Genomic DNA, 14966 nt, shown 5'->3' on the forward strand with positions numbered 1-14966 from the left:
ATGGAGGTGTTTAGAATGGAATTGCAAGTGATGAACAGTCCTTTTAATCAAGAGCAAACGGAATTATTAAACCAGCTGCTCTTGACCCTGGATGATCGACAGAAAATTTGGTTAAGTGGTTACTTAGCAGCCGCTCAGGCGCCATCTGTACCTGCAGGTAACTCCGTCCAGACAACGGAGAAATCCACAGCTTCCCGGCAAGTAACCATATTATATGGGTCACACACGGGTAATTGTCAGGGGTTGGCCGAAGAATTCACCCAACATTTAAAGGATAAAGGGTTTACGGTTAAACTATCAGACATGGATGATTACAAAACAAAATCATTGAAAAATGAAGAAGATCTTATCATTTTGACGAGTACGCATGGAGATGGAGATCCACCCGATAATGCCTTAACTTTTTATGAATTTCTATACAGTAAGCGCGCACCTAAGTTAGACGGAGTTCGTTATTCAGTTCTCGCACTTGGGGATAGTTCTTACGAATTCTTCTGTCAAACAGGTAAAGAAATAGACGAACGTTTAGCTGAACTTGGAGCTGAGCGCATTCATCCTCGAGTGGACTGTGATTTGGATTTCGAAGAGGATGCCGAAGCATGGTGGGAGGCTGTGTTCAATCAGCTTGATCAATCTCAAAAAGAATCACCTGCCTTGAGTCAGGTGGCTGCGACTGTTACAGATCAACCGGTTTTTTCTAAGAAGAATCCTTTTCAAGCCGAAGTTTTAGAAAACATTAATTTAAATGGCCGAGGGTCCAATAAGGAAACCCGTCATATAGAACTCGATCTTGAAGGCTCAAACTTAAAATTCGAACCCGGAGATAGTTTAGGCGTATTTCCTAAAAATGACGAAGCTCTTGTCGATGCCATTATTGAAGAGATGGGATGGGACCCGGATTTATCTATTATCGTCAACAAAGATGGAGAAGTCCGTGCATTACGAGAAGCCTTAATCTCTCATTTTGAAATCACCGTTTTGACCAAACCATTATTAGAGAAGTTTGCTGCTTTTACACAAAACCAAGAATTCCATAACCTTCTCCAATCCAAAGAAAAAGTAAGCAACTATATATATGGGAGAGATTTGCTTGATCTAATCAGGGATTATGGTCCATGGGAAGCCCGAGCGGAAGACTTGTTGGCGGCCTTGCGAAAAATTCCCGCCCGGCTTTATTCTATTGCCAGCAGTCTGAAATCAAACCCTGATGAAGTTCATTTAACGATTGGTACAGTGAGATATGATTCACACGGACGTAAAAGAACAGGCGTCTGTTCAGGACAGTGTGCCGAGCGAACAGAAATAGGTGATCAGCTTTCCGTGTTTGTCCAAAAGAATCAGAACTTTAAGCTGCCAGAAGATCCTTCCGTACCGATTATTATGATCGGAGCCGGAACAGGTGTCGCTCCTTACCGCTCCTTTCTTGAGGAGAGGGAAGAGACAGAGAGTTCGGGAAAGGCATGGCTTTTCTTCGGTGAACAGCACTTTGTCACAGATTTCCTTTACCAAATAGAATGGCAGAGATGGTTGAAGGAAGGTGTACTGACCAAAATGGATGTCGCCTTTTCAAGAGATACCTCAGAAAAAGTTTATGTGCAGCACCGCCTTCATGAAAATAGCAAAGAGCTTTTTGAATGGATGGAATCAGGGGCGCATGTATATGTTTGCGGGGATGAGCAATATATGGCAAAAGATGTCCACGAGACACTTGTCTCTATAGTAGAAAAGGAAGGAAATATGTCTCCTGATCAAGCCGAAAGTTATGTGGCGGAATTACGCCAAACAAAACGATATCAAAGGGATGTATATTGATCGAAGGAGGGGAAAACGATGAGCAATCCAAAAACATTACGGCCGGAAGGTCCACCGGATGAAATGGAAAGAATTAAGGAAAATAGTCGCTATTTGAGGGGGACCCTTGTAGAAAGTTTTCAAGACCCTATTAGTGCGAGTATCCCGGAAGAAGATACCAAGCTATTAAAATTCCATGGTAGTTATATGCAAGATGATCGAGATTTAAGGACAGAAAGAAAGAAACAAAAGCTCGAAGCTGCCTATCAATTTATGGTCCGCGTTCGTCTCCCAGGAGGGGTTGCTACCCCAGAACAGTGGTTGACAATGGATTCGCTTGCTGATGCGTATGGAAACGGTACAATAAAATTGACAACACGGCAGACATTTCAATTACACGGTATTCTAAAGTGGAATATGAAGAAAAGTATCCAGGCGATGGATGAAGCGTTAATGGATTCCATAGCCGCATGTGGTGATGTGAATCGGAACGTGATGTCCAATGTCAATCCAGATCAATCCGCTATTCATGCAGAAGTTCATGATTGGGCCAAGAGAGTGAGTGAACACCTCCTCCCGAAAACAAGGGCTTATCATGAAATCTGGCTGGACGAAGAAAAAATCGTGGATGGGAAAGAAGAGGAGCCGATTTATGGACCTCATTACTTACCACGTAAATTTAAGATCGGCTTGGCTGTTCCACCTTCCAATGATGTCGATGTTTTCTCTCAGGATCTTGGTTTTATTGCGATTATTAAAGGGGGAGAACTTCTCGGATTTAACGTTTCTATTGGTGGGGGAATGGGGATGACCCATGGGAACACCAATACGTATCCTCAACTTGGGCGTGTGATTGGCTTTTGTCCGGCCGACCGGATCACTGAAGTAGCGGAAAAGGTGCTGACCATTCAACGTGATTATGGCAATAGGTCTGACCGAAAGAATGCCCGATTTAAATATACCGTGGACCGATTAGGTCCTGATTGGATTTTACAAGAATTGAATCAAAGACTTGGATGGTCATTAGAGGAAGCGGAACCTTTCACTTTTGATCACAACGGTGATCATTATGGCTGGGTCAAAGGTGAAGATGGCGATTGGCATCATACCCTTTTCATTCAGAATGGGAGAATTAAAGACAGCGAAGATTATCGTTTGAAAGAAGGGCTTAGAAAAATTGCTGAAATCCACGAAGGAGAATTCAGGCTGACCCCGAATCAAAATGTCATCATTTCAAAAGTAAGTGAAAAAAATAAAGCGGATGTTGAGGCGATTATTGAAGCGTATGGAATGACTGATGGACGCCATAATTCGGCATTAAGAAGAAACTCTATGGCGTGTGTCGCCCTTCCTACATGCGGATTAGCGATGGCTGAATCAGAACGTTATCTTCCTTCATTGATTGATAAAATAGAGGAAATCCTTGATGAGACAGGGTTGTCGGAAGAAGAAATTGTTATTCGGATGTCAGGTTGTCCAAACAGCTGCTCAAGACCAGCCCTGGGAGAAATCGGCTTTATAGGCAAAGCACCCGGCAAATACAACATGTATTTAGGAGCAGGTTTTGCAGGGGACCGATTGAATAAACTCTATCGTGAGAACATAGGAGAAGAAGAAATCTTGCAGGAATTAAAACCTCTTTTCCTTCATTATGCTAAGGAAAGAGAGACGAAAGAAAAGTTTGGTGATTTTGTGATACGAAAAGGATATGTAAAGGCTGTAGAATCTGGAGAGGACTTCCATAGTTGAAGTGTCACCAAACTAGGCACCGTGCATAAGTTGTAATGGAGACTTTATGCTAAAGAGGTGCAATTGGAATGGATGATAAACATAAACATTTACCGGACCTGTTCGATCAACGTTTTAGGGAAATGGTCAAAGCTGTGGATTCTTTTTTTGATGAATCCATAAAGCAAGTCAACCATTTTTTTCAACAATCCACTATACCAGTGGAAGTATTTGAGTCGGATAAAGAGGTTACGATTGAATCTTATCTTCCAAATGTAAAGCGGGAGCAGATTCGGATTGACCGCTCGGGTAATCAATTAAGAATTCGTGTGGAAGACCGATATCTGCATGAGGTTAAGGATGACGAAGCCCATTACTATAACCGTTCCCACTCAATCAGTCAGAAGGAAAGAGTCCTTACACTTCCTTTTGCTGTTGCAGACACAGCGAGTAGTGCATCGTTAAACGATGATGTTTTAACCATTGTCTTTCCGAAACGCCAGTCATCTATTGATGTTATTGATGTGGATGATCATTAATAGTCTAGCAAAACATCCAGGGTATCCGCTCTGGGTGTTTTTTGTCTGTAAAAAGGAGGTTGGCTGGTCGGAAAAGGGCTGTAGACCGATTTTTGTAGTAATGTTCCCGTTTGGTCCTTCTTTTTTACCGTTTTCCTCATATATTAGTAAAAGTTATGTGTAATGGGGACGGTCTGGAGAGTGGTGATTCAATCCCAGGGTTTGTACGGGAAATTTCCGGGAGGGGTAAAATGTATGTTTTATGGGTGCCCTATTATATCCCTGTTGTAAATCCAAGTCAGTACTTACATCCTTATCCGCAGCCGTATAATCGAATATATCCTGAGGTGGATGAGGATCTGTTTGTTCAATCTGCTTCATCGATGGAACGCTTGATGGATGATGCTCGGAAGGTTGTGGAAAGAATCAGCCATTCCCATGAGTTTGCCAACGAGGTTATGGGGGCAGCTCAAGAAGCAGATCAAACGAAAATCGATACTTTAATCCAAAGTACTGGATTAGAGTCCCCTTTTAAAGCAGAGTATAATCCCGATCGTTTAAGGCTTCAACTCACTTCGTCTTACGAACAGGTGGAGTGTTGTCAATTGGTAGTGGTTTTAAGGTGGAGATAAAAAAGCCCCGGACGTTTGGATGTCCGGGGCTTTTTTTAGTGTCGAGCTTTAAGAGGGGCCGTTTATTTAATGGCCAAGCGTACGCATGATAAATTCAATGAGAAAGACCATGGCGATAAGAACGACGGGCGTCGATAGTTCTCGTTGCTTTCCAATGGCAAACTTTACAATCGGGTAAGCGATAAATCCGAATGCCATTCCATCGGCTATGGAATAAGTGAACGGAATCATCACAATAATCAAGAATGCCGGCATTGTTTCAGACAATTGATCCAATGGAATCTCTTTGATATTTTGAACCATCAAGGCACCAACAATAATAAGGATTGGTGCAATCGCTGTGGAAGGGACCAATGAGATCCAAGGGACAAAAAAGAGGGTACCAAGAAACAAAACAGCCATTGTAAGAGCTGCTTTTCCTGACTTCCCGCCAGAAGCAATAACGGCTGCACTTTCAGCAGAGGAAACGGTTGGTGATGTGCCAAGGAATCCTGTGGTTAGGGCTGAAAATGCGGAGGCTTGATAGGACCGTTTGAATTTACTTTGTTGATCCAGCATATCCAACTGTCCATGAATAAGCCCCATATTCTCGAAAATGAGCACAATGGCAAGTGGGAAAACAGCCATCCAAAAACCAAATTGGGTCACACTGCTGAAATCTGGTAGGAAAACCCAGGACTGCTCACTTAGAGTCAGAGCATCTCCGCGTTCCCCGAGTACACCTGTGAAATGAGCTATGATTGTCCCGGCAATCATGGTTATCAGAAAGTTCCCAGGAACATTCTTCGTGAATAGGAAAATTCCAATAAACAATGTCAGGATGCTAGTGATGACAATGGCTGAAGATGGGTTGCCAAGTGTAATCAATGAGTGCTCGCCTTTGACAACAAGGCCGCCTTTCTCCAATCCGATGAGGGTCAAAAACAACCCTAGTCCAACCGTAATCGCGTGCTTTAAGGATGATGGAATTGCATGTTTTAACCAATCTCCTAGTTTCGTGAAAGCAGTGGTTAGAAAAATCAATGACGCCACAAGTACGACAGCTAATCCTTCCTGAAAGCTCAAACCTGATCCTTCCACGATAGAGTAGGCGAACAATGCATTCACACCCATGCCTGGAATGAGAACCATAGGCGCATTTGCGTAAATGGCCATGATCAAACAGCCTAGTGCACTGGCAAGAATGGTAGCGATCATCCCGCTTTCAAGCGGTAGACCGGCACTTTCGAGAATTTGACTGTTGACCGCAACGATGTAAACCGTCGTGAAATAACCGATCAACCCAGCTAACCCTTCTTTCTTCCAGCTCACTTTTTGATTTTGCTGATTGAGCATTTTAATCTCCTCTATGAAATTTATCCCTCTCCCGCCCGGTTACCGAGTAACCCACAAACGTTTATTTTACTCTCAAATGAAAAAACTATCAAGTTAATCTAGTAATTTTCCGATAAAATGAAGTGTAGAACAACAGTTTGTGTTAAGATAAGATAGGATTATAATAGAATAGAAAGCGTTTTCTTTCTTGATATATAGATAAAAGGGGAAGGTGATCCTAATGAAATACCGTTCTGTATTCGATATTATTGGTCCTGTCATGATAGGACCATCAAGTTCACATACCGCAGGTGCGGCCAGGATCGGGCGTGCTGCCCGTCACTTGTTTGGAAGAGAACCGAAATATGCTCATATCCATTTATATGGATCTTTTGCTAAAACTTATAAAGGGCATGGAACAGATGTAGCGATTATCGGAGGACTGCTGGACTATGATACTTACGATGAACGCATCAGTCAATCACTCCATACTGCCCGTGAAAATGGAATGAAAATACGTTTTCATGAAGAAGATGCCCATTCAGATCACCCCAATACAGCAAGGGTGAAAATTGGAGATGACAATGGGGAACTCGAACTCGTTGGAATATCCATTGGGGGAGGAAAAGCAGAAATAACGGAATTGAATGGCTTTGAGCTCAAGCTATCAGGAAGTCATCCAGCCATTCTTCTCATCCACAATGATCGTTATGGGGCTATCGCCTCTGCGACTGCTATTCTAGCAAAGAATCAAATTAACATTGGGCGTATGGAAGTCTCCAGAAAGGCAGAAGGGGAACAAGCCTTGATGGTCATTGAAGTAGATCAGAATATTGATGACGCCATTTTGGGTGAGTTAGAACGTGCAGATCATATTACTCAAGTAGCAAAAATATCAGATTGATTGAATGGGAAGAAAGGAGAGAGCGCATGTTTCGTAATGTTGCAGAACTCGTAGAATTAGCAGAAAGTGAAAATATACAAATTTCCGAAGTTATGATTCGTCAGGAGATGGAAGTAAAACAACTGTCGAGAGAACAAGTTTTTTCCCAAATGGAGCGGAACCTCGATGTGATGGAAAAAGCCGTGGAGGACGGATTGAAGGGGGTTAAATCCCATAGTGGATTGACCGGAGGAGACGCAGTCCTTATTCAAAATTATATGAAAAACCACACCCCCTTATCTGGACATCTCCTCATGGATGCTGTCAGCAAAGCTGTGGCTACCAATGAAGTGAATGCAGCGATGGGGACGATTTGTGCCACTCCGACTGCCGGGAGCGCGGGATGTGTACCTGGAACACTTTTTGCGGTAAAAAACCAATTGAACCCGACCAGGGAGCAAATGGTACGATATCTTTTCACTTCGGGGGCATTTGGTTTTGTCGTCGCTAATAACGCATCCATTTCTGGGGCAGCTGGCGGCTGTCAGGCTGAAGTAGGTTCGGCAGCAGGGATGGCCGCAGCAGCGATTGTGGAAATGGCTGGGGGCACACCGTCACAATCGGCTGAAGCTATGGCCATTACACTAAAAAATATGCTCGGGCTTATTTGTGATCCGGTTGCTGGACTTGTCGAAGTACCTTGTGTGAAAAGGAACGCCATGGGGTCATCCAATGCGGTTGTTGCAGCAGATATGGCTCTTGCAGGAGTGACCAGCCGTATTCCATGTGATGAAGTTATTGATGCCATGTACAAGGTCGGACAACGCATGCCTTCTGCCTTTAGAGAAACCGCTCAGGGCGGGCTCGCAGCTACCCCGACAGGCCGGGAGCTGGAAGCAAAAGTGTACGGAATTTCGTTAAAGAAAGAGTGAATGACGTGTTACATCGATCGATCAGTGATGTCAAAGGAGTAGGGGAGAAACTCCAATCCCAACTAAATGATCTTGGGCTTTTCACCGTGGAGGATTTGCTTTTTTATTTTCCACATCGCTATGATTCCTACGAAGTCAAACCGCTTACAGAATTGACACATAATGAAAAAGCTACCATCGAAGGGGAAGTAGCATCAGAACCAGTGCTCAGTTTCTATGGGAGGAAAAAATCACGCTTAACGTTTACCTTGCAAGTCGACCATTTTGCTGTAAAAGCTGTGATGTTCAATCGTGCGTTTGCAAAAAAACAGCTGAATCAAGGGGATACAGTAACGGTTACTGGAAAGTGGGATCAACAACGCCTGCAGATGACAGTCAGCCAGTTTAAAAAAGGGGAGTCCAAAAGTCAGGAGCCTATCCAGCCTGTCTACACTTTAAAAGAAGGGGTTAACCTTCATACGTTAAGAAAAGTGATCAAAACAGCTCTTGAGGAATTCGGCGGGGAAGTCCCGGAGATTCTCCCGGAAGACCTTGCCTTAGCCTATAAACTCCCCGGTCGGACGCAAGCCTTACATCAAATGCATTACCCTGAAACGAGGGTAATGCTTAAGCATGCGAAACGACGGTTCATATATGAAGAGTTTTTGATTTTCCAATTGAAGATGCAATTGTTGAGAAAACACAACCGTGAATCTACAAAAGGCCATATACAGGAATACAATAATAATGAATTAACTTCCTTCGTCCAGTCTTTACCTTTTGAATTGACATCTGCGCAGAAGCGTTCACTGGCAGAAATACTGAAAGATATGAAGAGCCCGCATCGGATGAATCGTTTGCTGCAAGGAGATGTAGGATCAGGTAAAACCGCAGTGGCTGCTATTGCCCTCTATGCCTCAATTACGGCTGGTTATCAAGGAGCGCTGATGGTTCCAACAGAAATTCTTGCCGAACAACATTACCACTCGCTGGCAGAAATGTTTGAAGGACGAGCTAATGTTGCTTTATTGACTGGTTCCATTAAAGGGAAGCGCCGTCGAGAAATTCTCGAAGCCGTTGAGCAAAAGGAAATCGATATTTTGGTCGGTACACATGCTTTAATACAAGATGAAGTGGTGTTTCAAAGTCTTGGGTTCGTCATCGTCGATGAACAGCATCGCTTTGGTGTTCAGCAAAGACGTGGACTTAGAGACAAGGGGCTTTCTCCGGATGTTTTATTTATGACAGCCACACCCATTCCAAGAACACTGGCCATTACAGCTTTCGGGGATATGGATGTAAGTGTCATCGATGAAATGCCGGCAGGGAGAAAACCTGTCGATACCTATTGGGTCAAAGGAGAAATGACGAACAGGGTTCTTAGTTTTATCCAAAAAGAAATTGATCAAGGACACCAGGCCTATGTGATCTGTCCACTCATTGAAGAGTCCGATCAATTGGATATTCAAAATGCAATTGAACTCTATAATCAATTGAGCGCAGTATTTGAGCCAAAAGTATCCGTCGGGCTCATGCATGGACGACTCCCTAATGAAGAAAAAGAGGAGGTCATGCAGCAGTTTGCCGCCAATGATCTGAATATTCTCGTTTCGACGACCGTTGTAGAAGTGGGAGTGAATGTTCCCAATGCTACCGTCATGGTTATTTATGACGCGCAAAGATTTGGTCTCTCTCAGTTACACCAGCTCAGGGGCCGTGTGGGTCGTGGAGCGGATCAAAGCTATTGTATCTTGCTTGGTGACCCACAAGGTGATGTTGGAAAAGAACGGATGAGAATCATGACAGAAACAAATGATGGTTTTGAACTCTCGGAACAAGACTTGAAGTTGCGTGGCCCAGGAGACTTTTTTGGGAAAAAGCAAAGTGGACTTCCGGATTTTAAAGTAGGAGATATGGTTCATGATTATCGTGCTCTTGAAACCGCCAGAAAAGACGCAGCCGAGATGATTATGGAAAATACTCTTGAGGAAGATGAACGATACAAAACGCTTAGAGAATACGTATATAGGGATAAACATTTGCTTGGAAATGTGTTGGATTAAGGCTAAAAGCTTATAATAGCGCTGCGTTCACCCGATCATGCGTATAGCCAAGCATGATCGGGATGGTTTGTCATAGAAATATTTGGGTTGGATTTTATATCTCCAAGACCATTACTAAGGCAAAGGCCCTCATTATTTGAGGGCCTTTGCCTTTTCCTTAAGGGTAATCACTTATTTTTTCGATTATTCTTTGTTGTTATGGGAGTTTCGGTGAATGCTAATGGAGAGGAATGGTGGAAGAGAATTTTAGCTAATCCTTGCGTAAATGAATGTGGTATTATATATTACTATTAGTACCTAGTCATAAAGGCAGCGCTTATGATTAAATGAACGGTGGAATCAGTATGAAAAAGTCTAAAAAAGTACGTCAAGAGGAACTGAAAACGAAAATAGACCATACCCCCTTCATTACAGACGAAGAACTAGCAAAATCATTCGGGGTCAGCATTCAAACGATAAGATTGGACAGAATGGAGCTCGGCATTCCAGAATTACGGGAACGTATTAAGTCCGTAGCCACACAAGAATGGAATGAGACGGTGAAAGCTTTACCTGTAGAAGAAATCATCGGGGAAGTGGTGGATCTGGAACTTGATGATAGGGCGATTTCCATATTAGATATCCGGCCAGAGCACGTATTCTCAAGGAATCATATAGCAAGAGGGCATTATTTGTTTGCCCAGGCTAATTCACTAGCTGTGGCTCTTATTAACGATGAGCTTGCTCTTACAGCCCATTCCACCATATCTTTTACTCGGCCTGTGAAACTTGGAGAACGTGTGGTAGCCAAAGCGATGGTCAGAGGGCAAGACGAAAAAGGCCGTACCCTTGTGAATGTACATAGTTTTGTGGATAACGAAGAAGTGTTCGCAGGGACATTTGAAATGTATCGCTCGAATCAATAGAAGGAGATGGATTGAGTATGAAACTAGCCATTGATGCCATGGGCGGTGACAACGCTCCTGAAGCGATTGTTAAAGGGGCTGTTCAAGCCGCAGATACCATCGACGGACTGGAAATCACCCTTGTAGGGGATGAGGCAAAAATTAAGCCTTATTTGAAAGGGCAGTCGAACGTATCCATTTTACATACAACGGAAGTTATAACAGCAGAAGATGAACCAGTTCGAGCTGTTAGGAGAAAAAAACAGTCTTCCATGGTGCTTACAGCCAATGAGGTGAAAGAAGGACGTGCGGATGGCTGTATATCTGCTGGTAATACGGGAGCATTGATGAGCGCGGGATTGTTCGTGGTTGGACGGATGAAAGGGGTAGACAGACCTGCACTTAGCCCCACCCTTCCAACATCTGATGGCAAAGGCTTTCTAATGCTGGATGTAGGAGCGAATGTGGATGCTAAACCAGCACATCTTCTCCAGTATGCAGTAATTGGAAGTATTTATGCTAAAAATGTCCGTCAAATCAAAAATCCACGTATCGGTCTGCTAAACGTTGGTACGGAAGACGGCAAAGGAAGCGAACTAACGAAGAAATCCTTTGAAATGATGCAGGAAGCACCCCTTAATTTTGTTGGAAATATAGAAGCTCGTGACTTGCTTGAAGGTGTGGCAGATGTTGTAGTCACAGATGGATTTACTGGAAACGTAGCTTTAAAAACAATCGAGGGTACTGCAATGACGATGTTTTCTATGATAAAGCAAACATTCATGAGCAATTTCAAGACGAAAATTGCCGCAGGACTCGCAAAGAATGATCTGCGGAAATTAAAAGATCAATTAGATTACAGTGAGTATGGCGGGGCCGGGCTATTTGGTCTGTCAGCACCTGTGATTAAAGCACATGGTTCATCGAACGACCGTGCTGTTTTGAATGCCATTCGCCAGGCGTGTCAGATGGTAGAACTTGATGTAACCAACACAATTAAGAACACTTTAATGGAAATGAATAAAGAGGAGGATGAATCATGAAGCGAATTGCCTGTGTTTTTCCTGGCCAAGGATCCCAGGAAGTCGGAATGGGGAAAGGGATGTATGAAGCTTACCCTGCTGTGAAACAATTGTTTGATGCTGCGGATGAAACGCTTGGTTATTCATTAACAACCCTTATGTTTGAAGGGGCTGCTGAAGAATTGACAAGGACAGAAAATGCCCAGCCAGCTTTACTTCTTAACAGTATGGCTATTCAAGAAGTACTTAAGGAAGAAGGCGTTGTGCCTGAAATGACAGCCGGTCACAGCTTGGGAGAATATAGTGCTTTAGTGGCTTCTGGTGCTTTAGATCCAATGGAAGCCGTTCAACTTGTCCATGTTCGAGGGAAACTCATGGAAGAAGCGTACCCTACAGGAAAAGGAACAATGGCGGCTGTATTAGGGTTAAGTCAAGAAGAGATCGAAGAAGTGCTTCGTGATTTTGATGGGGATTATGCAGTTGATTTAGCAAACATCAACTGCCCTGGGCAAATTGTAATATCTGGAACAAAGGATGGGGTGGAAAAGGCCTCTGAGAAATTATCTGAGGCAGGAGCCAAACGGGTGCTTCCTTTGAATGTCAGCGGCCCTTTCCATTCCCGGTTAATGAAACCGGCTAGTGATGACTTTGCCAACCATTTAGCCGAAACAAAAATTCGTGACGCAGAGATTCCGGTTTACGCAAATGTGACTGCCTCCCCTGTAACAGAAGCAGAAGAAATCGAAAAACTTTTAGTCGAGCAATTATACTCCCCCGTAAAGTTCCAGCAAATTTTAGAAGCTTTTGTTGACGAAGAGGTGGATGCAATCGTTGAAGTCGGACAAGGGAAAGTATTAAGCGGGCTTGTCAGGAAAGTGAAACGTAGAATGAAAACTTTCAGTGTACAGGATCCTGAATCACTGCAGGAGTTCATTGAGTGGTATAAGGAGGAATCTTAATGTTACAAGACCAAGTGGCTCTCGTAACAGGAGCTTCACGCGGCATTGGTCGCGCGATTGCTCTTGAACTGGCATCCCAGGGAGCGAAAGTAGCCGTTAATTATGCAGGCAGTGAAGATAAAGCAGAGGCTGTGGTACAAGAAATTAAAGAACGTGGGGGCGTTGGTATCAAAATTCAAGCCAACGTTTCTAAGGATGCTGATGTAAAAAGGATGGTAAAAAAAGTAGTCGACGAATTTGGTCGCCTAGATATTCTTGTTAATAATGCCGGCATCACTAAAGATAATCTCTTAATGAGAATGAAAGAAGAGGAGTTCGATGATGTCATAGACACGAACTTAAAAGGTGTCTTCCTTTGTACTAAAGGCGTAACACGACAAATGATGAAGCAGAAATATGGACGAATCATCAATGTGGCGTCAATCGTTGGGGTTTCTGGAAATCCTGGACAGGCGAACTACGTAGCTGCAAAAGCCGGAGTCATTGGGATGACTAAATCGAACGCCAAAGAATTAGCCGCTCGAAATATTCAAGTGAACGCCGTCGCACCCGGGTATATCTCTACAGATATGACAGATTCTCTGACGGATGAACAGCGTGAGCAAATGCTCAGTCTAATTCCTTTAAAGCGTCTTGGAGAAGCGGCGGATGTCGCACGCGTTGTGCGTTTTCTTGCTACGGAAGATGCGGCTTATATGACCGGTCAGACCTTGCATGTCGACGGTGGTATGGTAATGTAAGAAAGGGAATAGAAATAGATCTCTATTTTGATGAGAGCTATTGCGCTTTTTATAAGGTTTTTACTATAATTACTGAAGGGAGGTGAGGTTCCAATGGCAGAAACATTTGATCGTGTAAAACAAATCATCGTCGATCGTCTAGATGTTGACGAGTCTAAAGTGACTATGGAAGCTTCCTTCAAAGAAGATCTAGAAGCAGACTCTCTTGATGTAGTAGAGCTTGTAATGGAGCTTGAAGATGAGTTTGATATGGAAATTTCTGATGAAGAAGCTGAAAAAATCAATACAGTAGGCGACGCTGTGAATTACATAAGCAGCCAGTCGTAAACGATAGGATTGCTGTCCGTAATTACGGGCAGCCTTTCCTGTATTTTAAAAGAAATTCATAGTAAAGGACAAGGTGATTTATGGATGATTTTTCCAGTTTCCAGAAAAAAATAGATGTTCAGTTTAATGATATCTCGTTACTGGAACAGGCTTTCACGCATTCATCTTATGTGAATGAGCATCGGAAAACCGATCGAGAAGATAATGAAAGACTCGAGTTTCTAGGGGATGCTGTCTTAGAACTAGGGGTCTCTCAATATTTATACCGGGAATTTCCGGATATGGCAGAAGGCGAGCTTACAAAGTTCAGGGCCTCGATCGTGTGTGAAGTCTCATTGGTAGAGTTTGCTAATGAGTTGAATTTCCAAGACCTGATTCTACTCGGTAAAGGAGAAGAGTTAACGGGGGGGCGCAATCGACCAGCTTTGCTTGCTGATGTTTTTGAAGCGTTCATCGGTGCTCTTTATCTGGACCAGGGTTATGATGCAGTCATACAGTTTCTTAAAACGTATGTGTATCCAAAAGTGAAAAAAGGTGCTTTTTCTCATGCGATGGATTTCAAAAGTCAACTTCAAGAGTTCATCCAGCGAGATAAGAATAGTAAGATTGAATATGCAATCGTTGAAGAAAGAGGTCCAGCTCATAGTCGCGAGTTTATTGCTCATGTTCTCATACAGGATGAGATCGGTGGGATTGGCATCGGCCGTACCAAAAAGGAAGCAGAGCAGAAAGCGGCCCAGCAAGCTTTAGAAAACCAAGGGGCCCATCTCTAAGAGGAAAGCAATCTTTATACATGAATGCCATCGATAATGAAAAGCCCAGAGGTCCAACTCTGGGCTTTTGCTATGAAAAAACGGATAAAAAACGACCGTTCCCTGCTTTTTTGGAAACGGTCGCTGTTAAGGGAACATATAAAAGCGGTTACTTTCTATATTGGCCGAGCTCAGTAACGAAAGCCTGTATCTCAGAGACGCTAAGTTGTCCTTTCATTTCAATAATGTCATGGAGTGACTTGATCTCCTCATATTTATTGAGGTCGTAATCTTCCGGGTCCATGAGAGATCGGTTGACTACTTGTAATTTCTCGGCCATGTCGTTAATGATGACCTCTAGGTTCTCTTGTTTAGGTTCTTGTAAACTCAAAAATGAATCCTCCTTCAAAGGCTCTTTTTGTAGGCTATTACATATGATAAA

15 protein-coding genes are annotated in these 14966 nt (G+C 43.3%); 13 read left to right on the forward strand and 2 right to left on the reverse strand.

Annotated features, from left to right (window positions below; translation table 11 throughout):
* Window positions 1–15: 15 nt before the first annotated feature.
* The 4 genes from BLW54_RS08520 (at window position 16) to BLW54_RS08535 (ending at window position 4669) form a co-directional block, all read left to right on the forward strand.
* Window positions 16–1812 (forward strand): assimilatory sulfite reductase (NADPH) flavoprotein subunit, encoded by a 1797-nt coding sequence (locus BLW54_RS08520; protein WP_035505415.1) that lies wholly within the window; start codon window positions 16–18, stop codon window positions 1810–1812.
* Between the two features lie 18 nt (window positions 1813–1830).
* Window positions 1831–3540, forward strand: a complete 1710-nt coding sequence (gene cysI, locus BLW54_RS08525) for an assimilatory sulfite reductase (NADPH) hemoprotein subunit (protein ID WP_074733987.1) — start codon at window positions 1831–1833, stop codon at window positions 3538–3540.
* A 68-nt stretch (window positions 3541–3608) separates the two neighbouring features.
* Window positions 3609–4058, forward strand: a complete 450-nt coding sequence (locus tag BLW54_RS08530) for an Hsp20/alpha crystallin family protein (RefSeq protein WP_074733989.1) — start codon at window positions 3609–3611, stop codon at window positions 4056–4058.
* A 230-nt stretch (window positions 4059–4288) separates the two neighbouring features.
* A complete protein-coding gene (locus BLW54_RS08535; RefSeq protein WP_051744172.1) occupies window positions 4289–4669 on the forward strand; it encodes a YuzC family spore coat inner layer protein in 381 nt (126 codons plus the stop codon).
* Between the two features lie 66 nt (window positions 4670–4735).
* On the opposite strand, the gene BLW54_RS08540 is transcribed toward BLW54_RS08535, so the two are convergent.
* Window positions 4736–6004, reverse strand: coding sequence for an NCS2 family permease (locus BLW54_RS08540; protein WP_074733991.1), 1269 nt, complete (start codon window positions 6002–6004; stop codon window positions 4736–4738).
* A 220-nt stretch (window positions 6005–6224) separates the two neighbouring features.
* Between BLW54_RS08540 and sdaAB the strand changes: the two genes are divergently transcribed.
* The 9 genes from sdaAB to rnc all read left to right on the forward strand — a co-directional run bounded on the left by sdaAB (window position 6225) and on the right by rnc (window position 14545).
* On the forward strand, window positions 6225–6887 hold the full coding sequence (sdaAB, locus tag BLW54_RS08545) for an L-serine ammonia-lyase, iron-sulfur-dependent subunit beta (protein WP_035505409.1): 663 nt from the start codon (window positions 6225–6227) through the stop codon (window positions 6885–6887).
* Between the two features lie 26 nt (window positions 6888–6913).
* Window positions 6914–7798 carry an L-serine ammonia-lyase, iron-sulfur-dependent, subunit alpha gene (gene sdaAA / locus BLW54_RS08550; RefSeq protein WP_035505407.1) on the forward strand — a complete coding sequence of 295 codons (885 nt, stop codon included), beginning with the start codon at window positions 6914–6916 and terminating at the stop codon, window positions 7796–7798.
* A 5-nt stretch (window positions 7799–7803) separates the two neighbouring features.
* Window positions 7804–9840, forward strand: a complete 2037-nt coding sequence (recG, locus tag BLW54_RS08555) for an ATP-dependent DNA helicase RecG (RefSeq protein ID WP_074733993.1) — start codon at window positions 7804–7806, stop codon at window positions 9838–9840.
* Between the two features lie 344 nt (window positions 9841–10184).
* Entirely contained in the window at window positions 10185–10745 is a 561-nt protein-coding gene (fapR, locus tag BLW54_RS08560; RefSeq protein ID WP_035505403.1) for a transcription factor FapR, read from the forward strand.
* Between the two features lie 17 nt (window positions 10746–10762).
* Window positions 10763–11767 carry a phosphate acyltransferase PlsX gene (plsX, locus tag BLW54_RS08565; RefSeq protein ID WP_074733995.1) on the forward strand — a complete coding sequence of 335 codons (1005 nt, stop codon included), beginning with the start codon at window positions 10763–10765 and terminating at the stop codon, window positions 11765–11767.
* The gene (gene fabD / locus BLW54_RS08570) at window positions 11764–12705 is read left to right on the forward strand and encodes an ACP S-malonyltransferase (protein ID WP_035505399.1); all 942 of its coding nucleotides are present in this window, start codon (window positions 11764–11766) and stop codon (window positions 12703–12705) included. The genes plsX and fabD overlap by 4 nt, the downstream gene beginning before the upstream one ends.
* On the forward strand, window positions 12705–13445 hold the full coding sequence (gene fabG / locus BLW54_RS08575) for a 3-oxoacyl-[acyl-carrier-protein] reductase (RefSeq protein WP_035505395.1): 741 nt from the start codon (window positions 12705–12707) through the stop codon (window positions 13443–13445). The genes fabD and fabG overlap by 1 nt, the downstream gene beginning before the upstream one ends.
* Window positions 13446–13538: 93 nt before the next feature.
* Window positions 13539–13772 carry an acyl carrier protein gene (acpP, locus tag BLW54_RS08580; protein WP_035505393.1) on the forward strand — a complete coding sequence of 78 codons (234 nt, stop codon included), beginning with the start codon at window positions 13539–13541 and terminating at the stop codon, window positions 13770–13772.
* A gap of 80 nt (window positions 13773–13852) precedes the next feature.
* On the forward strand, window positions 13853–14545 hold the full coding sequence (gene rnc, locus BLW54_RS08585) for a ribonuclease III (protein WP_035505391.1): 693 nt from the start codon (window positions 13853–13855) through the stop codon (window positions 14543–14545).
* Window positions 14546–14693: 148 nt separating this feature from the next.
* Here rnc and BLW54_RS08590 read toward each other — a convergent pair whose 3' ends face one another.
* Window positions 14694–14915, reverse strand: a complete 222-nt coding sequence (locus BLW54_RS08590) for a DUF1128 domain-containing protein (RefSeq protein ID WP_035505389.1) — start codon at window positions 14913–14915, stop codon at window positions 14694–14696.
* Window positions 14916–14966 lie beyond the last annotated feature (51 nt).

The sequence above is a fragment of the Halobacillus karajensis genome (assembly GCF_900108515.1).
Lineage (GTDB): Bacteria > Bacillota > Bacilli > Bacillales > Halobacillaceae > Halobacillus > Halobacillus karajensis.

Excerpts from the sequence above, each read along its gene's own strand:
- fapR (WP_035505403.1), top strand. The coding sequence starts at position 10,185 with ATGAAAAAGTCTAAAAAAGTACGTCAAGAGGAACTGAAAACGAAAATA.
- BLW54_RS08530 (WP_074733989.1), top strand. The coding sequence starts at position 3,609 with ATGGATGATAAACATAAACATTTACCGGACCTGTTCGATCAACGTTTT.
- rnc (WP_035505391.1), top strand. The coding sequence starts at position 13,853 with ATGGATGATTTTTCCAGTTTCCAGAAAAAAATAGATGTTCAGTTTAAT.
- acpP (WP_035505393.1), top strand. The coding sequence starts at position 13,539 with ATGGCAGAAACATTTGATCGTGTAAAACAAATCATCGTCGATCGTCTA.
- plsX (WP_074733995.1), top strand. The coding sequence starts at position 10,763 with ATGAAACTAGCCATTGATGCCATGGGCGGTGACAACGCTCCTGAAGCG.
- BLW54_RS08535 (WP_051744172.1), top strand. The coding sequence starts at position 4,289 with ATGTATGTTTTATGGGTGCCCTATTATATCCCTGTTGTAAATCCAAGT.
- BLW54_RS08540 (WP_074733991.1), bottom strand. The coding sequence starts at position 6,004 with ATGCTCAATCAGCAAAATCAAAAAGTGAGCTGGAAGAAAGAAGGGTTA.
- fabD (WP_035505399.1), top strand. The coding sequence starts at position 11,764 with ATGAAGCGAATTGCCTGTGTTTTTCCTGGCCAAGGATCCCAGGAAGTC.
- fabG (WP_035505395.1), top strand. The coding sequence starts at position 12,705 with ATGTTACAAGACCAAGTGGCTCTCGTAACAGGAGCTTCACGCGGCATT.
- BLW54_RS08520 (WP_035505415.1), top strand. The coding sequence starts at position 16 with ATGGAATTGCAAGTGATGAACAGTCCTTTTAATCAAGAGCAAACGGAA.
- sdaAA (WP_035505407.1), top strand. The coding sequence starts at position 6,914 with ATGTTTCGTAATGTTGCAGAACTCGTAGAATTAGCAGAAAGTGAAAAT.
- sdaAB (WP_035505409.1), top strand. The coding sequence starts at position 6,225 with ATGAAATACCGTTCTGTATTCGATATTATTGGTCCTGTCATGATAGGA.
- cysI (WP_074733987.1), top strand. The coding sequence starts at position 1,831 with ATGAGCAATCCAAAAACATTACGGCCGGAAGGTCCACCGGATGAAATG.